Genomic DNA, 18455 nt, shown 5'->3' with positions numbered 1-18455 from the left:
TCAGTCCATGGGGACGAATCCGGGGAGCGCCCGCACCCGTGCGAGCCACGCTGCGACGTGGCGGTGGTCGGCGAGCGCGAAACCGCCTTCGCCAGCCACGTGGGTGTAAGCGAACAGCGCAATGTCGGCGAGGCTCGGCGCGTCGCCACCAAAGAAGGCGCGGGCGGCGAGGTGCGCGTCCATCAGCGCGAGCGCCGCCTCACCCCCGGCGCGCTTCCCCGGCACCAGCCGGCGCTGCTCCTCCGAGAGCTGCGCCTCGCCGAGGATGCTCAGCCAGAAGCGCAGCGTCGCGATGTTCGGCTCGTGACTGTACTGCTCGAAGAACATCCAGCGCAGCATGTCGGCCTGCTGGAACCGGTCCTCGGGGATCAGCGCGCTGCCGTGGGCGAGATACCAGCAGGCGGCGTTGCTCTCGGGCAGGAAGCGCGCTTGTTCCCCCTCCCCGATCTGGAGCACCGGGATGCGCCCGTTGGCGTTGACCTGCGACAGGAACTCGGGCGTCCGGGTCTCGCCCCTGGTGATGTCGTAGCGCTTCAACGCCAGCGGCACCCCGAGCAGCGCGGCGGTGAGCCGGATCTTGTAGCAGTTCCCGCTGCACGGGTCCTCGTGGAGGGTCAGGGCGGTCATGGCAGGTCTCCATGTTGGCGGGCCGAGTGTTGTCGCGCGCGTCAAGCCGTGGCAATTGGCCGGATTGCCATTCACAAGAAGGATTCTGCCAATGGCCGCACCGCCGCCCGCCGGGCCGCTCGTGGTCGCGCTGGGCTTCGACGGGGCGCCGATCTTCGAGCTCAGCCTTCCCGCCGAGGTCTTCGGCCTGCCCCGGCCCGAGTTCGGTGCCGACTGGTACCGCTTCGCGCTCGCCTCGCAGGACGGGCAGCCGATCCGCACCGGGCATGGCTGGAACCTCTCGGTCGACGGCGGACTTGCGCTGTTCGCGAATGCCGATCTCGTCGTCATCCCCGGGTGGCGGACGGCGGACAGCACCGTGCCCGAACCACTCCGGCACGCCCTTCTCGCCGCCCATGCCCGCGGGGCGCGCTTTGCCTCGATCTGCTCGGGCGCCTTCCTGCTCGCCGAGCTCGGCCTGCTCGACGGGCGGCGCGCGACGACGCACTGGATGCACGCCCCGCTGCTTGCCCGGCGCTATCCGCGGGTGACGGTCGCCTCGGACATCCTCTATGCCGATGGCGGCGACGTGCTGACGTCGGCCGGCTCGGCGGCGGGGATCGACCTGCTGCTCCACATCGTGCGCGGCGACTACGGGGTGGCGCGGGCCAATGCGCTCGCCAAGCGGCTGGTGCTCCCGGCGCAGCGCGAGGGCGACCAGCGGCAGTTCGCGGATGCCCTGCGCCCGCCCCGCCAGACCGACCGGCTCGCGGCGCTGATGGCCGAGATCCTCGCGCAGCCCGCGCAGGACTGGCCGGTCAGCCGCCTTGCCGCCGAGGCAGGGATGAGCGTGCGGACGCTCGCGCGCGCCTTCGCCTCGCGGGCAGGGTGCGCGCCGGGCACCTATGTCCTGCGCGCGCGGATCGCCCGGGCGCGCGAGCTGCTCGAGACGACCGCGCTGCCGGTGGAGCGCATCGCGGAACTGTCGGGCTTCGGTTCGGCGACGAGCCTCCAGCAGAACTTCCGCCGCCAGCTCGGCTGCTCGCCGACCGCCTACCGGCGCAGCTTCGCGCCGATGGCGGTGGCGGCGGCTCAGGCCTGATCGCCCGCGACCTCGAGCACGATCTTGCCGACGTGCTCGCCCTTTTCCATGCGCGCATGGGCGGCGGCGGCCTCGGCGAGGGGGAAGGTCATGTCCATCACCGGCGCAAGCTCGCCGTCGGCGAAGAGCGGCCAGGCGTTGTCGGCGATCTCGTCGGCGAGCGCGGCCTTGAAGGCGTCCGAGCGCGGGCGCAGGGTCGATCCCGTCAGCGTCAGGCGGCGCATCATCACCTGCGCCATGTTGATCTCGGCGCGCGGACCGCCGAGCACCGCGATGGTGACGTGCCGCCCGTCCTCGGCGAGGCACTTCAAATTGCGCGCCACGTAGTCGCCCGAAACCATGTCGAGCACCACGTTGACCCCCTTGCCCCCGGTGTGCGCGAGCACCGCCTCGACGAAATCGGCCTCGCGGTAGTTGATCGCGAGGTCCGCGCCAATGCGGGTCGCCGCGGCACATTTCTCGGTGTCGCCGCAGGTCACGATCACCTCCATCCCGAAGGCCTTGGCAAGGCTGATCGCGGTGGTGCCGATGCCCGAGGTGCCGCCGTGGATCAGCACGCTCTCCCCGTCGCGGGCGAGGCCGCGCTCGAAGAGGTTGTGCCAGACGGTGAACAGCGTCTCGGGGAGCGCGGCGGCCTCCGCCAGCATCATCCCCTGCGGGACCACGAGGCAATGCTGCCAGTGCGCGGCGCAATATTCGGCATAGCCCCCGCCCGGGGTGAGCGCGGCGACCTGCTGCCCGATCATCTCGCGCGGGACCTCGCTGCCGACCGCGACGACCTCGCCCGCGACCTCGAGCCCGAGCAGCGGCGAGGCGCCCGGCGGGGGCGGGTAGAGCCCGGCGCGCTGGAGGCAATCGGGCCGGTTGATCCCGGCATAGGCGACGCGGATCAGCACGTCGTCGGGGCGCAGGCGCGGCAGCGGGGAGGTCTGGAGCCGCAGCACCTCGGGGCCGCCGGGCGCGTCCATCCCGATCGATTGCATCGTCTCGGGCAATTGCGCCCCCGTGCTAGCCATCATTTTGTTGTTGTCCCCGCGCAGCGCCCCGTTAACCTAAAGTCGGGAGGGGGAATAACCGCCTCGCCGATTGACAGCAAGCCGCTTGGGGCAGATGCTGCGGCGCAATGGAAGAACCCGATCGCCCACGCCCGAGTGGAGACGCGGCGAGTCGCCTCGCGGCCGAGGACCTCGGCCCTTACTCGCAGGCGGAACTGGACGAGCGGATCGCGCTGCTCGAGGCGGAGATCGCCCGGGTGAGGGCCCACCGCGACAAGGCCGCCGCCCACCGCGCCGCCGCCGACGCCCTGTTCGGAAAGCCGCGCTGATGGCGCGCGCAACAATCCGTCGCATTACCGATCCTCGGGAGTCGCAATTCGCGCAGCTTCCCCCATATTGCTGCCTGACACCGAGTCTCTCCGCTCGTCCCCAGCGAGCACTCCTCCCCCGCTAGAAGGCCTCTCCCATGCCCAGCTTCGCCCAGAACCTCGAACGCACGCTGCACAACGCGCTCGGCAACGCGTCCGAGCGGCGGCACGAATATGCCACGCTCGAACACCTGCTGCTCGCGCTGATCGATGACGAGGACGCCGCCCAGGTGATGGCCGCCTGCGGGGTCGACCTTGCCGAACTGGGCGAGGTGGTGAAGCAGTATCTCGATCAGGAATACCAGTCGCTGAAGACCGAGGACGGCGCCGATCCGCAGCCCACCGCCGGCTTCCAGCGGGTGATCCAGCGCGCGATCCTGCACGTCCAGTCCTCCGGCAAGGACACCGTCACCGGCGCGAACGTGCTGGTCGCGCTGTTCTCCGAGCGCGATTCCTACGCGGTCTATTTCCTCCAGCAGCAGGACATGAGCCGGCTCGATGCGGTGAGCTACATCAGCCACGGCATCGGCAAGGGCGGGCGCCAGATCGAGAGCAAGACCCCGCAGGGCACCGACAAGCAGGAAGAGACCGCGCAGGCCAAGGACAGCGGCGGCAGCAAGAAGGAAACCGCGCTCGACCAGTTTACGGTCAACCTCAACGCCAAGGCGGAAAGCGGCAAGATCGACCCGCTGATCGGCCGCGGGCCGGAGGTCGACCGGACCATCCAGATCCTCTGCCGTCGCTCGAAGAACAACCCGCTCTACGTCGGCGATCCCGGCGTCGGCAAGACCGCGATCGCGGAAGGGCTCGCGCGCAAGATCGTCGAGGGCGACGTGCCCGAAGTGCTCGCCGAAGCCGTGATCTACTCGCTCGACATGGGCGCGCTGCTCGCCGGCACGCGCTACCGCGGCGATTTCGAGGAGCGGCTGAAGCAGGTCGTTTCCGAATTGGAGCAGATGCCCCACGCGGTGCTGTTCATCGACGAGATCCACACCGTGATCGGCGCGGGCGCGACCAGCGGCGGGGCGATGGACGCCTCGAACCTGCTGAAGCCCGCCCTGTCGAGCGGCGCGATCCGCTGCATCGGCTCGACCACCTACAAGGAGTTCCGCAACCACTTCGAGAAGGACCGCGCGCTGCTGCGCCGCTTCCAGAAGATCGACGTGAACGAGCCGACCATCGAGGACACGATCAAGATCCTGAAGGGTCTGCGCACCGCCTTCGAGGATCACCACAAGGTCAAGTACACCCCCGACGCGATCAAGACCGCGGTCGAGCTGTCAGCGCGCTACATCAACGACCGCAAGCTCCCCGACAAGGCGATCGACGTGATCGACGAGGTCGGCGCGATGCAGATGCTGGTGCCGCCCTCGCGCCGCAAGAAGACCATCACCGCCAAGGAAATCGAAGCGGTGATCGCGACGATGGCGCGCATTCCTCCCAAGTCGGTCAGCAAGGACGACAAGAAGGCGCTCGAGAACCTCGAACGCGATCTGAAGCACGTCGTCTTCGGCCAGGACGAGGCGATCACGCGCCTTGCCACCGCCATGAAGCTGAGCCGCGCGGGTCTGCGCGATCCGGACAAGCCCATCGGCTCGTTCCTGTTCTCGGGCCCCACCGGCGTCGGCAAGACCGAGGTCGCGCGCCAGTTGGCGACGATCATGGGCATCGAGCTGAAGCGCTTCGACATGAGCGAATACATGGAGCGCCACTCGGTCAGCCGCCTGATCGGCGCACCTCCGGGCTATGTCGGCTATGACCAGGGCGGCCTCCTTACCGATGCCGTCGACCAGAACCCGCACTGCGTCCTGCTGCTCGACGAGATCGAGAAGGCGCACCCCGACCTGTTCAACATCCTGTTGCAGGTGATGGACAACGGGCGCCTCACCGATCACCACGGCAAGACGGTCGACTTCCGCAACGTGGTCCTGATCATGACCACCAACGCGGGCGCCTCGGACATGGCGCGGCAGGGCATCGGCTTCGGCGACGTGTCGAAGGAGGACGCGGGCGACGAAGCGGTGAAGAAGATGTTCACCCCCGAGTTCCGCAACCGCCTCGATGCGATCGTGCCCTTCGCCTACCTCGGCAAGAGCACCGTCGCCCGCGTGGTCGACAAGTTCATCCTCCAGCTCGAGCTGCAGCTGGCCGAACAGAACGTCCACATCCAGTTCGACAGCGACGCGCGCGGCTGGCTCGCCGACAAGGGCTACGACAAGCTCTACGGTGCCCGCCCGATGGCTCGCCTGATCCAGGAAAAGATCAAGCAGCCGCTCGCCGAGGAACTGCTGTTCGGCAAGCTGTCGGAAGGCGGCGAGGTCCATGTCAGCATCAAGGACGGCAAGCCCGTCTTCGAGATGACCCCGGCCCCGCCCAAGGTGAAGCCGGTGAAGAAGCCGGCCGCGAAGAAGAAGCCCGCGGCCGAAAAGGACCCGGCGCCGGAAGCCGACGAGGGCTGATCTCAGGCGAAGTCCCTCCCCGTTGCGAAGCAATAGGGAGGTGGCAGCCCGAAGGGCTGACGGAGGGGGAATCCTCTGGCGCCGCCTGACCCCTCCGTCACCGCCGCGCGGCGACACCTCCCCCTTCGCAAGCGAACGGGGAGGGACGGAACCTCCCGCCTGCTCAACCCGTATTGCCCCCATGACCGCCGCCCCCTTCTCCTGGATCCGGCCCGAGCCCTGGGGCATCCACATCGTTCCCGCCGACGCCTGGGTCGATCCCTCTCGGCCGGTGCCGCGCGCGCTCGTCACGCACGGGCACGCCGATCATGCGCGCGGGGGGCATGGCAAGACCATCGCCACCCCCGCGACGCTCGCGATCATGGAGCTGCGCTACCAGACCCGCGAGGGCGCGCTGCCGGTCGAGTATGGCGAGACCGTCGGGATCGGCGGCGGGGTGACGGCAACCTACCTGCCTGCGGGCCACGTGCTCGGCAGCGCGCAGATCCTGCTCGAGCACGCGGGCGAGCGCGTCATCATCACCGGCGATTACAAGCGCGCCCCCGATCCGACCTGCGCGCCCTTCGAGGTCGTCCCCTGCGACATCTTCATCACCGAGGCGACCTTCGGCCTGCCGGTCTTCACTCACCCGCCGATCGCCGAGGAGATCGCCAAGCTGCTCGAAGCCCGCGCCGAAAACCCGGATTCCTGCATCCTCGTCGGCGCCTATGCGCTCGGCAAGGCGCAGCGGGTGATCGCGGAGCTACGCGCGGCGGGACACACGGACACGATCTGGCTCCACGGCGCGATGGAGGCGATGTGCCGGCTCTACGAAGCGCACGGCGTGCCGCTCGGCGACCTTCGGCTGGTGAGCGATGCGACCAAGGAGCAGATGCGCGGGGGCATCGTCATGGCCCCGCCCTCGGCGCTGGGCGACCGCTGGAGCCGGCGCCTGCCCGATCCTATCACCGCGATGGCGAGTGGCTGGATGCGGGTCCGCCAGCGCGCCCGGCAGCGCGGGGTCGAGCTGCCGCTGGTGATCTCCGACCACGCCGACTGGGGCGAGCTCACCCGCACCATCGCCGAGGTCGACCCGCTCGAGACCTGGATCACCCACGGCCGCGAGGAGGCGCTGCTGCGCTGGTGCGAACTCTCGCAGCGCCGTGCCCGCGCGCTGGCGCTGGTCGGTTACGAGGACGAGGATGATTGAGGCGGTGACATCCTCCCCCACCGGGGGAGGGGGACCGGCGCAGCCGGTGGAGGGGCAGGCGCCGCTCTCCGGAAAGCCGCACCTGCCCCTCCGCCATCCTGCGGATGGTGCCCCTCCCCGTTCCGGGGAGGATCGGCGCTCACTTGATCGCGGCGAGGTCCGCTTCGATCTTGGCGAGCATCTCGTCGGTGATCATGCCCTGCGAGAAAGGCGCGACGGTCCGGAGGCTCAGCGCCTTGAAATCGTTGTAAGCCGGGTGCTGGTCGACCGGGCCGAGGTGCTTGAGGAGCACCGCCTTGGCGCGCTCGTCGGCGACCAGCGCCTCGATCGGGGTGTCGAGCGTGAAGGCGGCGGCGGCAGCGGGCGCGGCCGGGGCGGTCGGCGCGGGAGCGGTCTGGGCGACGGCAGGCACACCCGCGAGGGCGAGGCCGAGAGCGGCAAGCGGAGCAAGCTTCATGTGGCGGTTTCCTTGGTTCTGACCGGACTGACATCCGTGTCGGCAACGCGCTCTAGCCGATCCGTATGGCTAAGCAATGAACCGTTGCAGGCGCGCGGCTGATGGAGGCGTTCGCCGCTCTGCTCGATGCGCTGGTCTACACCACCAGCCGCAACCGCAAGCTCGCGCTGATCGCCGCCTACCTGCGCGAGGCGCCCGATCCCGACCGCGGCTGGGCGCTCGCCGCGCTGACCGACGGGCTCGACTTCCCGGCGGTGAAATCCTCGACGATCCGCAACCTGCTGATGGAGCGGGTCGACCCGGTGCTGTGGACGCTGAGCCGCGATTTCGTCGGCGACACGGCGGAGACCGCGAGCCTGCTCTGGCCCGAGCCCGAGCCAAACTCCCGCAAATCCGCCCCTCAGCCCGAACTCAGCCTCACCGAGGTGGTCGAGCGCCTCGCCGCGCTCACCCGCGCGACCGCGCCGCGCGAGCTGCCCGGCCTGCTCGATCGGCTCGACGCCAACGGGCGCTATGCCCTCATCAAGCTCGCCACCGGTGGGATGCGCGTCGGCGTCTCGGCGCGGCTGGCCAAGACGGCCTTCGCGCTCGCCTTCGAGGTGCCGGTCGAGGCGGTCGAGGAATACTGGCACGCGCTCGCCCCGCCCTATGCCGAGCTGTTCCAATGGGCGGCGCATGGCGGCGAGGCGCCCGACCTCGCGCATACTCCGCGCTTCCGCCCCTTCATGCTCGCCCACCCGCTCGAGGACGGGGTGGTGGACCTTGCCGACTACGCCGCCGAGTGGAAGTGGGACGGGATCCGGGTGCAACTGGTCCGCGCGGGCGGGGTGACGCGGGTCTATTCGCGCTCCGGCGACGACATCTCGGCGACCTTCCCCGAGCTCCTCGAGGTGCTGCCGATGGACGCGGTGCTCGATGGCGAGCTGCTGGTACGCGGCTCCGCGCAAGGCGGCGAGGCCGGGGGCGCGGCGAGCTTCAACGCGCTCCAGCAAAGGCTCGGGAGGAAGACGGTCTCCAAGGCGATGCTCAGGGACTACCCCGCCTTCGTGCGGCTCTACGACGTGCTGATCCTCGAGGGCCACGACTGGCGCGAGGCGCCCTGGAAGTCGCGCCGCGCAACTCTCGAGGCGCTGATGCCGCGCCTGCCGGAAAGCCACTTCGACCTCTCGCAACTCGTCGAGGCCGAGGACTTCGCCGCCCTCGCCCGCATCCGCGACACCGCGCGCGACGAGGCCATCGAAGGCCTGATGCTCAAGCACCGGGAGAGCCCCTACGTGGCGGGCCGCAAGGTCGCGCTATGGTACAAGTGGAAGCGCGATCCGCTGCTGATCGACTGCGTGCTGATGTATGCCCAGCGCGGCTCGGGCAAGCGGTCGAGCTTCTACTCCGACTACACCTTCGGCTGCTGGGACGGGGACCCTGACGCGGGGGCGGAGCTGCTTCCCGTCGGCAAGGCCTACTCCGGCTTCACCGACGAGGAGCTGAAGAAGCTCGACCGCTTCGTGCGGCAGAACACGCTGAACAAGTTCGGCCCCGTGCGCGAGGTGGAGAGGAAGCTGGTCTTCGAGGTCGCCTTCGATAGCGTCCACGCCAGCAAGCGCCACAAGTCGGGCCTCGCGATGCGCTTTCCCCGCATCCACCGCATCCGCTGGGACAAGCCCGCGCACGAGGCCGACCGGCTGGAGAGCCTCAAGGCGCTGATCAGGGATTAGGAGGGGAGAACCGGGATGAACTACGCCGAACTCGCGCAAGGCACCTTTGCCAACATGCTCGGCACGCTCGACCGACTCGCGGCGGCGGCCGAGGACGCGGGGCTGCCCGACAGCGTCCTCGAAGCGCGGCTCGCCGAGGACATGTTCCCGCTCGAGCTCCAGTTCCGGGTGGCGATGAACCAGGTGCTGCTCGCGCTCGGGCAGGTCGGGAATACCCCTGTCGCGCTCGAGGCGAAGACCTACGCCTCCTTCGCCGAAATCCGCGCGCGGATCGCGGTGATCGCCGCGACCATTGCCGAAAGCGATCCCGCGCAGTGGGCCCCCGCCGAGGCGACCGTCGACCTGACCCTGCCCAACGGCGTGCGCTTCGTCATGTCCTCGGCCGAGGACATCCGCGACTGGATCCTGCCCAATTTCTACTTCCACGTGACCATGGCCTATGCCCTGCTGCGCCGCGAGGGCGTGCCGCTGGGCAAGCTCGACTTTGTCGCTCACATGGCGCGCCACCGGGTTGAGCCGGATTGATAATCGAGTACGCGCGGCGTACCTCCGGCCGAAACACACGGGAGAGATCAATGTCCTACGCCACCGCCGCGCTTGCCACTTTCGCCAACGTCCTCGGCACGCTCGATCATATCGTCACCAAGGCGGAAGCCCACGCAAAGGGCGAGGGCCTGCTCGAATCCCGGCTCGCCGCCGACATGTTCCCGCTCCACACCCAGATCCGCTTCACCATCGATCAGGTCGATACCGCGCTCGCCCGGATGGGCCGCTTCGAGCACAAGAGCGACGACAGCCCGATCGCGAGCTTTGCCGACGCCCACGCGCGCATCGCCGCCGCGAAGGCGCGGGTCGCCGCGACCGATCCGGGCAGCTGGCCGGGATCGACCGAGGCGGTCGATTTCACCCTCCCCAACGGGATGAGCTTCCTGATGCGCGCGCACGAATATTGCCGCGACTGGACGATCCCGCAGGCCTATTTCCACCTCATGGCGGCCTATGCGATCCTGCGCATGGAGGGCCTGCCGCTCGGAAAGATCGATTACGTCGGCTACATGCTGCAATATATGAAGCAGCCGGTCGCCTGACGGACAGGCCCGCGCAGGGGGGAGCGCCGTGCATCGCTACGATCCCGCCCGCCAGCGCCTCGCGCTCGGGCTTGCGGGCCTCGCAGGACTCGTCGATGCGACCGGCTTCGTGGTCGCGGGAGGCTATTTCACCTCCTTCATGTCGGGCAACACCACGCGCATGGGGGTGGAGCTTGCCGCGCGACCGGCGCTGGCGCTCGTTCCCTTGGGGCTGATCGCGTGCTTCCTTGCGGGCGTGATCGCCGGCGCGCTGATCGGCCCGCGCTTTGCCGGACGGCACAAGCGGGTGCTGCTCGGGCTGGTGGCGGGGCTGCTGGGATGCGGCGCGGCGAGCCTTGCGGGCGGATGGCCGGTGCCCTTCCTCGCCCTTGCGGCTGCAGCGATGGGGCTCGCCAACAACGTCTTCGCCCGCGACGGCGAGGTGACGGTCGGCGTGACCTACATGACCGGCGCGCTGGTGCGCTTCGGACAGGGCATCGCGGGGCGGATCGGCGGCAGGCCCCTGCCCTCGACCCGCGGCTACGGCCTGTTGTGGAGCGCGCTCGCGATGGGCGCGGCCGCTGGCGGGGGCCTTTGCCTCGTGTCGCCGCTGCTCGCTGCCGCTGCGGCCTTCCTCGCCGCGCTCGTGCTGTGGGGGTTCGCCTTCAGGGTCGAGCGCTAGTTGGGCGCGACCTGCAACAGCTTCTGCCGCGACGTTCCGCCCCGCACCAGCCTCACCCGCGAGGGCGCCAGCCCGAGCGCCCGCGCCACCACCGCCAGCACCGCGTCGTTCGCCGCACCCTTGTCGGCGGGGGCACGCACCTTCACCAGCACCTCCGCCTCGGTGAGCGTCACGCTCTCCTCGCGCGCACCGGGCGTGACCTTCACGGCGAGACGCCCCCCGGCGTCGAGCCGCGCCTTCAGATGCTCGGGATCGGGCAGCGCCGCCGGCGCGCGCGCCATCAGCCCAGCGCCGCCGCCACCGCTGCGGCATGGTGCTTCGCGTTCTCGGCATAATGCGCGGTGCCGATCCGCATCCCCATGATCGCGGCATCGTCGAGGTCGCGCATCTTCCTCGCCGGGCGGCCGCCCCACAGCTCGCGCGGTTCCATCACCTTGCCCTCGGTGAGCATCGCGCCCGCCGCGAGCATCGCGTCGCTGCCGATCACCGCCTTGTTCATGACGATCGCGCCGAGGCCGACGAAGCCGCGGTCGTGGATCGTGCAGCCGTGCACCATCGCCATGTGCCCGATCAGCACGTCGTCGCCGATGATGAGGGGCGAGCCGTCGGGATCGCCGGGGCGCGGCGGGTCGCAGTGGAGGACGCTCCCGTCCTGCACGTTGGTGCGCTCGCCGATCACGATCCGCGAGACGTCGGCGCGCAGCACGCAGTTGTACCAGACCGAGGAGCCCGCCCCGATCGTCACGTCGCCGATGATCGTCACGCCGGGCGCGATGAAGGCGCTCTCGTGGATCTGCGGGGTCTTGCCGTGGATCGGGACGATGTTGACGCCCGGTCGTCGGGAGGGGCGGTTGCTCATGGGAGGCTCCTCTAGAGGAAGTTCGACCAGATGATCTGGGGCAGGATCGAGGCGTAGTCGTCGCGCCACACGCTCGTCGCCGGGGCCCCGAGCGGGCGCCAGCCGCCGGTAACGGTGAGCGCGGCAAGCTGCTTCGGATCGCGCGACAGCACCACCCAGTCGGACGCGGCGAGGTGGGGCGCGTCCTTCGGCCGGTCGGGCCGGATCGCCGCCGCGAGCCCCCTCTCGCGGGCCAGCGCGGCGAGCACCGGCTCCAAGGTGATGAAGCGGTTGGAGATGTGGATCACCAGCAGGCCGCGGGGGGACAGCTTGCGGAAATAGACCGCCTGCGCCTCCTCGGTCATGAGGTGCAGCGGGATCGCGTCCGAGGAGAAGGCGTCGACCACGAGGATGTCGAAGCTGTCGTCGGGGAGCTCCTCGAGCTTCAGCCGCGCGTCGCCGATGATGACCGGGGCCTTGGGCGCGCAGCGGTCCATGAAGGTGAACCGGCGCGCCTGCGAGTAGGCGAGCACCGCAGGGTCGATCTCGAAGAAGGTCCAGGCCTGCCCCGGCTCGCGGTAACAGGCGAGCGTGCCGACCCCGAGGCCGACGACGCCGATCCTCGCCTGCGGCCCGTAGAGCTGCCCGGCGGCGCTCAGGGTCAGCCCCACGCCCGAGGTGCGGCCGTAGTAGCTGGTCGCATCGAGTTCATGCCCGGCGTCGAGGCGCTGCACCCCGTGCAGCGTGGTGCCGTGCTGGAGGCGGCGCTCGAACCCGGGCTTGGCGCTGACGGTGTAGATGCCGAAATAGCTGCGGCTGCGCGCGCCCTCGAGGCTGGTCTGCATCTGCGACATCGCGCCCAGCGCCGCGATCAGCGCGGCGCAGGCGGCGACATAGCTCCACCGCCGCGCGGCGAGCAGCGCGGTGGCGGCGATCAGCAGGAGGAAGGCGGCGATGTCGAGCGCGCTCCACTTCGGATCCTCCAGCAATTCGCCGCGGAAGGCGAGGCTGCCGACGAAGACGAGGAACAGGAGCAGGATCACCGCCATCCGGAACCCGTCGGGGCTCTTGAACAGCTGGCCGAGCCTGCCGCTCCATGAACCGAGCGGCAGCAGCGCGGCCGCCGCGAGGATCAGCAGCGGGTGCTCCCACGTCCAGTCGAACACCAGCGGCGCGATCAGCGCGGTGAACAGCCCGCCGAGCACACCCCCTGCGGACATGACGAGATAGAACTGGGTGAGCCGAGCCGGGGCCGGGCGTTTCTCGTAAAGGTGCGCGTGCAGCGTCACCGAGACGACGAACAGCATGATGAGGCTCGCCGCGACTGCGACCATGCTCGCGCCGACCGTCCCGAGCATCGCCAGCGCGCCCCCGGCGGCGAGCACCACCGGCGCGGCCGCCGTGATCGCGTTCGCAAGGCGGCGGCTCTCGGCGAAGGCGATCGAGAAGGACAGGAGGTAGAGCCCGAGCGGGATCACCCAGAGGAGCGGCATCGCGAAGATGTCGGTGGTGAGGTGGGTGGTGGTCGAGAGCATCAGCCCCGAGGGCACCGCGGCGAGCGCCAGCCACAGCGCGATGCGGCGGGTGGAGGGGGGCGCCTCGCCTGCGGCTTCGGCGGTCTCGAGCGGCGCAGGCGCCGGGCTGCCGCGCCGGGCAAGCGCGGCAAGCGCGACCAGCACCACCAGCGCGGCGTAGCCGGCCGCCCAGGCCCCGCTCTGCGCCCCGATCGGCAGCAACGGCTCGGCGAGCAGCGGATAGGCGAGCAGCCCGGCAAAGCTCCCGAGGTTCGAGGCGGCGTAGAGCGGATAGGGATCGCCCGCCCGGGGGTGCGCGGCGAACCAGCCCTGCATCAGCGGCGCCTGCGCGGAGACGACGAAGAACAGCGGCCCGATGGTGAGCAGGAACAGGTACGGCACCCACCACGCCTCGCTCCCCGCTTCGGGCGGAGCGATGTCGGGCAGCGCGATCGGCAGGGTCAGCGCGGCAAGCAGCAGCAGCGCGAGGTGGATCATCGCCTGCCGCGCGACCGCGAGGCGCGAGAGGAGGTGCGCATAGGCATAGCCGCCGAGCAACAGCGCCTGGTAGACCAGCATCGCGCTGTTCCAGACGTTGGGCGCGCCGCCCAGCCGGGGCAGGGCCATGCGCGCGACCAGCGGCTGGACGAGGAACAGGAGGAAGCTCCCCGTCAGGATCGTCACCGCGAACAGCCAGCGACGCGGTGAGGCGGTGGTCGCGGCCTGCGGCTCGGCTGGCTCGGTCATCGCTGAGCTTCCCATTCTGAGCGGGTGATCGCGTACTGGATCGTCGGGTTCGCCTCGGGTGGCATCGCGGGGTCGGTGAAATCAAGCTCGGGGCGGCGGGTCATGCCCAGTTTTGCCATCAGCCGCCAGCTGCCGACATTCGCCGCGCAGGTGAGCGCGACGATCCGGGGCGCGGCGTGGACCGCGAAACCCCAGTCGATCACCGCGCGCATCGCTTCCTCGGCATAGCCCCGGCGCCAGCGGTCCTCGCGCACCAGCCAGCCGATCTCGTGGTCCTCGGGATTGGGCGCGAGCGGGTGGGCGACGCGCCGCATCCCGCAATGGCCGACGGATTCGCCGGTCGCGCGCTCCTCGATCATCATGAAGCCGAAGCCCTCCGCGGCGAATCCGGCGCGCGCGGCCTCGTGCTTGGCGGCGATCACCGCGCGCGGCTGCACCCCGCCGAGGTGCCGCATCACCGCGGGGGTGTTGAGCAGCGCCATGTGCGCATCGAGGTCTTCCGCGCCGATCTGCCGCAGCCGCAGGCGCGCGGTGGTGAGCACGGTTGCGGTCACGACGTCGGCCCGTGCGCCAGCCAGGCCTCGCGGGTGATGGAATAGGCGATGATCACCGGGTTCTCCGGATCGAAGTCCGGGCTGCCGAAATCGAGGTCCGCGCGCCGCTCCATGCCGAGCCGCACCATCAGGCCCCAGCTCGGCGCGTTGCGCTCAACCGTCAGCGCGATCACCTCCTCCGCCCCGAAGCGACCGAAGGCGAGGTCGAGCGCGGCCGCAGCGGCTTCTCTGGCATAGCCCTGCCCCCAGGCATCCTCGCGCAGCCGCCAGCCGACTTCCATCATCCCCTGCGGCCCGCCCGGCTGGTTCGAGCGCTTCAAGCCGCAGAAGCCGAGCACCGCGCGGTCCTCCCGGCGCTCGACCACCCAGAAGGTGTGGCCGTGCTCGGCGTGATAGGCCTCGACCCGCGCCCGCGCCGCTGCCATGCCCGCCTCGTCCATCACCCCGCCGAGCCAGCGCATCACGGCGGGCGTGTTGGTGCCCTCCCAGAAAAGCGCCCAGTCCGCCTCGCGCCAGTCGCGCAGGGTCAGGCGGGCGGTGTCGTGGCGGAACTCGGTCATGCAGGGGCGTCCATCGACCAGACGGTGGTGGGGTTGTCTTGCGGAGGGTAGTCGGGATCGACATAGCCGAGCTCGGGACGCGGCGTGAAGCCGAGGCGCCGCATCATCCGGGTCGACGCGGCGTTGGAGTCGCTCGTCTGCGACCACAGCACCGGCAGGCGGAGCGCGGCAAAGGCATGGACGATCACCGCCCGCGCCGCCTCGGTCGCATAGCCCTGGCCCCAATGCGCCTCGGCGAAGGTCCAGCCGATCTCGCGCTGGCCTTGCAGCACCGGCGGCGCGGCGGGCGAGCGGACGTGGAACAGGCCGACCCGGCCGACCCGGGTCGCGTCGTCAGCCAGCCACACCGTCCATCGCCGGTGCCCGTCCGGCGCATCGAAGGCCGCGATGTCATCGGCGAGGCTCTCCGCGACCTGTTCGGGGGTCCGCACCCCTGCGAGGTGGCGCATCACTTGGGGCGTGTTCACCTCGGCGAGCAGCCAGCCGAGGTCCTCGGCGGCGGGCGGGCGCAGGATCAGGCGCTCGGTCGCGAGCGTGCTCTCAGCCATCGAGCAGGCGCGCGGCGTGGGGCGCGTGGTAGGTCAGAACGCCCGAACAGCCCGCGCGCTTGAAGGCGATCAGCTTTTCCATCAGCAGCGCATCGCGGTCACCGATCCCGGCGGCCTGCGCGGCCTCGATCATCGCGTATTCGCCGGAGACCTGATAGGCGAAGACCGGCACGTCGAAGCGCGCCTTCACCCGGTAGATGATGTCGAGATAGGCAAGGCCGGGCTTGACCATCACGCTGTCCGCGCCCTCGGCAATGTCGAGCGCGACCTCGCGCATCGCCTCGTCGGCGTTGGCGGGGTCCATCTGGTAGGCCTTCTTGTCGCCCTTGAGCAGGCCCCCGCTGCCGACCGCGTCGCGGAACGGGCCGTAGAAGGCGCTCGCATACTTGGCGGCGTAGGACATGATCTGGACGTTGGGATGCGCGTTCATCTCGAGCGCGCGGCGGATGGCGTGGATGCGGCCGTCCATCATGTCGGATGGCGCGATGATGTCCGCCCCCGCGTTGGCCTGGTTGACCGCCTGGTCGACCAGCACCGCGACGGTATCGTCATTGACCACGTAGCCGGTCTCGTCGACCAGCCCGTCCTGCCCGTGGCTCGTATAGGGGTCGAGCGCGACGTCGGTCAGCACCCCGAGGTCGTTCCCGCAGGCGTCCTTGATCGCCTTGATCGCCTGGCACATCAGGTTGTCGGGATTGTGCGCCTCGGCCCCGTCGTCCGAGCGCAGCTCGCGCGGGGTGTTGGGGAACAGCGCGACCACCGGGATGCCGAGCGCGACCGCCTCCCTCGCCCGGGCAACGATCCCGTCGACCGACCAGCGCGACACGCCGGGGAGGGTCGGGATCGGCTCCTCCACGCCCTTGCCCGAGGTGACGAACAGCGGCCAGATCAGGTCGGAAGGGCTGACGAGGGTCTCGCGGTGCAGCGCGCGGCTCCAGCCGTGGGCGCGGGTGCGGCGCAGGCGGGTGTTGGGATAGTGTCCGGTCATGCGCCCGGATGTGGCGCAAACGCGGCTGGACGACAAGCGCTGCTTACAGCGGGACCTTCCCGGCGAGCGGCCGCGCGCCCGCTTTCGCGCCGAGATCGACCTTCTGGATCTCGCGCACCGGCGCCTTGACCTCGCCGGGCTCGGGGGCGAGCTCTTCGAGCGCCTTGCCGACCTCGACCTGCTTCAGCTTGATGAGCTGGCGCTGGAAATCGATCAGCTGGGTGCCCGAGAGCAGCGCGCGGCTGACGAACTGCACGCTCGCCGGGTTCACCATCCGGCCGCCGCGATACATCTCGTAGTGGAGGTGCGGGCCGGTCGAGAGACCGGTCGAGCCGACATAGCCGATCACCTGCCCGCGCCGCACCGACATTCCGGGGGCGACCGCCATGCGGCTCATGTGGCAATAGCGGGTCGACAGCCCGCCGCCATGTTCGAGCCGCACCGCGATGCCGCAGCCGCCGGCGCGGCCCGCGCTCGAGACGCGCCCGTCGCTCACCGCCACGATCGGCGTACCCCAGGCGGCGCGGAAGTCGATCCCGGCGTGCATCCGCATGTAGCCGAGGATAGGGTGGCGGCGCATCCCGAAGCCCGAGGTCAGTGCGCCCGGCACCGGCGCGAGCAGCCCGCGGCGCTGCTCGCCCACGCCCGAGGCCTCGTAGAAGCGCCCGTCGCTGCCCCAGCGCATCAGCTGGGTCTTGGGCCGCCCGCCGCGGTCGACCCCGGCGTAGAGCAACTGACCCGCCTGCCGCTCGCCGGTCGCGGCGCGGCGGTAGGCGATGATGATGTCGAACTCGTCGGTCGGGCGGACCTCGCGCTCCATGTCGATCTGCGCGTCGAGCGCCTTGAGGTAATCCTGCACCGCGCTCGCCGGGACGCCCGCGGCGCGCATCGAGCGGTAGAGGCTGGTGCCGACGATCCCGCGCACCCGGAGCGGGGTCTCGTCGACGCGGATCGGGTTGCGGATCAGCGCCAGCGGGCCGCTCGGGACCACCGGGGTGCCGTCGGGGTTGACCTCGCCCACCCCCGGGCGGGTCAGCTCGAGCGCGAGGTCGAAGCGCGCGCGGAAGGCGAGACTGTCGAGCGGGCGCGGCACCCCGGGTGCGGGGCGGCGGCCGAGCACGAGGTCCATCTGCGTGCCGCTCGCGATGTCGCCGACCGCCACCGCCTGGCCGATCAGCGCGGCGGCACGGTCGATGTCGTCCCCGGCCACGCCCGCACGGCGCAGCATCGCGGCGAAGCTGTCGCCCGGCGCGAGGGTCACGACGAGCTGGATCTGCGGCCGCTCGGGCGCGCTTTTCAGGGGGATCACCGCGGGGGTCGGCCCCATCCGGCGGCCCGAGTCGGCGCCCAGGGCGAGCGGCAGGATCATCTGGCTGCGCAGCTCGTCCTGCACCGCCTCGCCGGTCGGCATGGCGGGCCGCGCTTCGAGCGGGGTCATGTCGGGCCACGCCGCCAGCGCCACCGCGCCCAAGGCCACCATCGTGCCGAGCCCGCGCAGCCAGCGGCGGCTGCCGATATCCTCGGCAAGGTCGGGGGCGAGGTCGAGCTTCGCGAACCACGCCGAGGCGGCGCCGCGCCACACATCGTAGCGCGCGCCGAGCGCCTCGAGCCGCTCGTGCGCCTTGCGTTTCGCCTCGTCCGCCCGGGTCGGCGGGGCGAGCTTGCGCGCGTTCATAAGGTAGGGGGCGAGCCCGCGCGCGAATTGCGGGTCGAGCGGCTGCTGCGGTCCGGCGGCGAGATGCGGGGGCACCGGCCAGGCGGGCACCAGCGCCGTCGCGGCATCGGCCGCGGACGCAGTCTCGTCCGGGCGGGTCCCGTCGGTCACTTTTGGCGCTGAATTCAACATTGCTGCCCCGAAGCGGTGACACGCCGGGCGGTCCCGGCCGCTTGCCCCCGGGCACCCTTGGAGCAATTGCCTGCCAGAACAAAGTAAATGCGGGCTTAACCAGCGACCAGCCGCGTCCCGCGTGCGACAAGCCGATCCGGGCCGCTGCGCCCGTTGCCAACGCATCCGCTTGCTCCCCCGCGCCAAGCCTGACAGAACCCCCGGCATCGTGCCCCTGTCCCCC

19 protein-coding genes are annotated in these 18455 nt (G+C 70.5%); 8 read left to right on the top strand and 11 right to left on the bottom strand.

Annotation, left to right across the window (positions count from 1 at the left end; genetic code table 11):
• Window positions 1–627, bottom strand: a complete 627-nt coding sequence (locus tag ACLBKU_RS06115) for a glutathione S-transferase family protein (protein ID WP_410178645.1) — start codon at window positions 625–627, stop codon at window positions 1–3.
• A 91-nt stretch (window positions 628–718) separates the two neighbouring features.
• Between ACLBKU_RS06115 and ACLBKU_RS06110 the strand changes: the two genes are divergently transcribed.
• Entirely contained in the window at window positions 719–1708 is a 990-nt protein-coding gene (locus tag ACLBKU_RS06110) for a helix-turn-helix domain-containing protein (RefSeq protein WP_410178644.1), read from the top strand.
• Here the strand turns inward: ACLBKU_RS06110 and ACLBKU_RS06105 are convergent.
• Entirely contained in the window at window positions 1699–2727 is a 1029-nt protein-coding gene (locus ACLBKU_RS06105) for an NAD(P)H-quinone oxidoreductase (protein WP_410178643.1), read from the bottom strand. The genes ACLBKU_RS06110 and ACLBKU_RS06105 overlap by 10 nt on opposite strands.
• Window positions 2728–2831: 104 nt before the next feature.
• Here ACLBKU_RS06105 and ACLBKU_RS06100 point away from each other — a divergent pair, with 104 nt between their 5' ends.
• The 3 genes from ACLBKU_RS06100 to ACLBKU_RS06090 all read left to right on the top strand — a co-directional run bounded on the left by ACLBKU_RS06100 (window position 2832) and on the right by ACLBKU_RS06090 (window position 6719).
• Complete coding sequence (locus tag ACLBKU_RS06100) at window positions 2832–3032, top strand: DUF1192 family protein (protein WP_410178642.1); 201 nt, start codon at window positions 2832–2834, stop codon at window positions 3030–3032.
• Between the two features lie 137 nt (window positions 3033–3169).
• Window positions 3170–5530 carry an ATP-dependent Clp protease ATP-binding subunit ClpA gene (gene clpA, locus ACLBKU_RS06095; RefSeq protein ID WP_410178641.1) on the top strand — a complete coding sequence of 787 codons (2361 nt, stop codon included), beginning with the start codon at window positions 3170–3172 and terminating at the stop codon, window positions 5528–5530.
• A gap of 181 nt (window positions 5531–5711) precedes the next feature.
• Entirely contained in the window at window positions 5712–6719 is a 1008-nt protein-coding gene (locus ACLBKU_RS06090; protein WP_410178640.1) for a ligase-associated DNA damage response exonuclease, read from the top strand.
• Window positions 6720–6858: 139 nt separating this feature from the next.
• On the opposite strand, the gene ACLBKU_RS06085 is transcribed toward ACLBKU_RS06090, so the two are convergent.
• Window positions 6859–7176, bottom strand: coding sequence for a hypothetical protein (locus ACLBKU_RS06085; protein WP_410178639.1), 318 nt, complete (start codon window positions 7174–7176; stop codon window positions 6859–6861).
• Window positions 7177–7277: 101 nt separating this feature from the next.
• On the opposite strand from ACLBKU_RS06085, the gene ACLBKU_RS06080 reads away from it, so the two are divergent.
• The 4 genes from ACLBKU_RS06080 to ACLBKU_RS06065 are packed head-to-tail and all read left to right on the top strand — an operon-like array spanning window position 7278 to window position 10637.
• Entirely contained in the window at window positions 7278–8888 is a 1611-nt protein-coding gene (locus ACLBKU_RS06080; RefSeq protein ID WP_410178638.1) for a cisplatin damage response ATP-dependent DNA ligase, read from the top strand.
• Between the two features lie 15 nt (window positions 8889–8903).
• A complete protein-coding gene (locus tag ACLBKU_RS06075; RefSeq protein ID WP_410178637.1) occupies window positions 8904–9413 on the top strand; it encodes a DUF1993 domain-containing protein in 510 nt (169 codons plus the stop codon).
• Window positions 9414–9463: 50 nt separating this feature from the next.
• A complete protein-coding gene (locus tag ACLBKU_RS06070; RefSeq protein ID WP_410178636.1) occupies window positions 9464–9976 on the top strand; it encodes a DUF1993 family protein in 513 nt (170 codons plus the stop codon).
• A gap of 28 nt (window positions 9977–10004) precedes the next feature.
• The gene (locus ACLBKU_RS06065) at window positions 10005–10637 is read left to right on the top strand and encodes a DUF1275 family protein (RefSeq protein ID WP_410178635.1); all 633 of its coding nucleotides are present in this window, start codon (window positions 10005–10007) and stop codon (window positions 10635–10637) included.
• On the opposite strand, the gene ACLBKU_RS06060 is transcribed toward ACLBKU_RS06065, so the two are convergent.
• Genes ACLBKU_RS06060 through ACLBKU_RS06025 form a run of 8 tightly spaced genes read right to left on the bottom strand, consistent with a single transcriptional unit; the run spans window position 10634 to window position 18211 of the window.
• Entirely contained in the window at window positions 10634–10918 is a 285-nt protein-coding gene (locus tag ACLBKU_RS06060) for a DUF167 domain-containing protein (protein ID WP_410178634.1), read from the bottom strand. The two genes, ACLBKU_RS06065 and ACLBKU_RS06060, sit on opposite strands and share 4 nt — an antisense overlap.
• A complete protein-coding gene (locus ACLBKU_RS06055) occupies window positions 10918–11496 on the bottom strand; it encodes a gamma carbonic anhydrase family protein (protein ID WP_410178633.1) in 579 nt (192 codons plus the stop codon). The genes ACLBKU_RS06060 and ACLBKU_RS06055 overlap by 1 nt, the downstream gene beginning before the upstream one ends.
• Window positions 11497–11507: 11 nt before the next feature.
• Window positions 11508–13736 (bottom strand): spermidine synthase, encoded by a 2229-nt coding sequence (locus ACLBKU_RS06050; protein ID WP_410178632.1) that lies wholly within the window; start codon window positions 13734–13736, stop codon window positions 11508–11510.
• Window positions 13733–14290 carry a GNAT family N-acetyltransferase gene (locus ACLBKU_RS06045; RefSeq protein WP_410178631.1) on the bottom strand — a complete coding sequence of 186 codons (558 nt, stop codon included), beginning with the start codon at window positions 14288–14290 and terminating at the stop codon, window positions 13733–13735. Before ACLBKU_RS06045 ends, ACLBKU_RS06050 begins: the two co-directional genes overlap by 4 nt.
• Window positions 14287–14850: a GNAT family N-acetyltransferase gene (locus ACLBKU_RS06040; protein ID WP_410178630.1), complete on the bottom strand. Its 564-nt coding sequence runs from the start codon at window positions 14848–14850 to the stop codon at window positions 14287–14289. The genes ACLBKU_RS06045 and ACLBKU_RS06040 overlap by 4 nt, the downstream gene beginning before the upstream one ends.
• The gene (locus tag ACLBKU_RS06035) at window positions 14847–15398 is read right to left on the bottom strand and encodes a GNAT family N-acetyltransferase (protein ID WP_410178629.1); all 552 of its coding nucleotides are present in this window, start codon (window positions 15396–15398) and stop codon (window positions 14847–14849) included. The genes ACLBKU_RS06040 and ACLBKU_RS06035 overlap by 4 nt, the downstream gene beginning before the upstream one ends.
• Entirely contained in the window at window positions 15391–16386 is a 996-nt protein-coding gene (hemB, locus tag ACLBKU_RS06030; RefSeq protein WP_410178628.1) for a porphobilinogen synthase, read from the bottom strand. Before hemB ends, ACLBKU_RS06035 begins: the two co-directional genes overlap by 8 nt.
• 43 nt (window positions 16387–16429) lie before the next feature.
• On the bottom strand, window positions 16430–18211 hold the full coding sequence (locus ACLBKU_RS06025; protein ID WP_410178627.1) for a peptidoglycan DD-metalloendopeptidase family protein: 1782 nt from the start codon (window positions 18209–18211) through the stop codon (window positions 16430–16432).
• Between the last annotated feature and the right edge of the window lie 244 nt (window positions 18212–18455).

Origin of the sequence: Erythrobacter sp. NE805, from assembly GCF_046452355.1 — a bacterium.
Classification (GTDB): Bacteria; Pseudomonadota; Alphaproteobacteria; order Sphingomonadales; family Sphingomonadaceae; genus Erythrobacter.
This window is presented reverse-complemented; position numbering and strand designations above follow the sequence as displayed.

Coding starts and splice junctions, on each gene's coding strand:
- ACLBKU_RS06115 (WP_410178645.1), bottom strand. CDS start 627: ATGACCGCCCTGACCCTCCACGAGGACCCGTGCAGCGGGAACTGCTAC.
- ACLBKU_RS06110 (WP_410178644.1), top strand. CDS start 719: ATGGCCGCACCGCCGCCCGCCGGGCCGCTCGTGGTCGCGCTGGGCTTC.
- ACLBKU_RS06105 (WP_410178643.1), bottom strand. CDS start 2,727: ATGATGGCTAGCACGGGGGCGCAATTGCCCGAGACGATGCAATCGATC.
- ACLBKU_RS06100 (WP_410178642.1), top strand. CDS start 2,832: ATGGAAGAACCCGATCGCCCACGCCCGAGTGGAGACGCGGCGAGTCGC.
- clpA (WP_410178641.1), top strand. CDS start 3,170: ATGCCCAGCTTCGCCCAGAACCTCGAACGCACGCTGCACAACGCGCTC.
- ACLBKU_RS06090 (WP_410178640.1), top strand. CDS start 5,712: ATGACCGCCGCCCCCTTCTCCTGGATCCGGCCCGAGCCCTGGGGCATC.
- ACLBKU_RS06085 (WP_410178639.1), bottom strand. CDS start 7,176: ATGAAGCTTGCTCCGCTTGCCGCTCTCGGCCTCGCCCTCGCGGGTGTG.
- ACLBKU_RS06080 (WP_410178638.1), top strand. CDS start 7,278: ATGGAGGCGTTCGCCGCTCTGCTCGATGCGCTGGTCTACACCACCAGC.
- ACLBKU_RS06075 (WP_410178637.1), top strand. CDS start 8,904: ATGAACTACGCCGAACTCGCGCAAGGCACCTTTGCCAACATGCTCGGC.
- ACLBKU_RS06070 (WP_410178636.1), top strand. CDS start 9,464: ATGTCCTACGCCACCGCCGCGCTTGCCACTTTCGCCAACGTCCTCGGC.
- ACLBKU_RS06060 (WP_410178634.1), bottom strand. CDS start 10,918: ATGGCGCGCGCGCCGGCGGCGCTGCCCGATCCCGAGCATCTGAAGGCG.
- ACLBKU_RS06055 (WP_410178633.1), bottom strand. CDS start 11,496: ATGAGCAACCGCCCCTCCCGACGACCGGGCGTCAACATCGTCCCGATC.
- ACLBKU_RS06050 (WP_410178632.1), bottom strand. CDS start 13,736: ATGACCGAGCCAGCCGAGCCGCAGGCCGCGACCACCGCCTCACCGCGT.
- ACLBKU_RS06040 (WP_410178630.1), bottom strand. CDS start 14,850: ATGACCGAGTTCCGCCACGACACCGCCCGCCTGACCCTGCGCGACTGG.
- ACLBKU_RS06035 (WP_410178629.1), bottom strand. CDS start 15,398: ATGGCTGAGAGCACGCTCGCGACCGAGCGCCTGATCCTGCGCCCGCCC.
- hemB (WP_410178628.1), bottom strand. CDS start 16,386: ATGACCGGACACTATCCCAACACCCGCCTGCGCCGCACCCGCGCCCAC.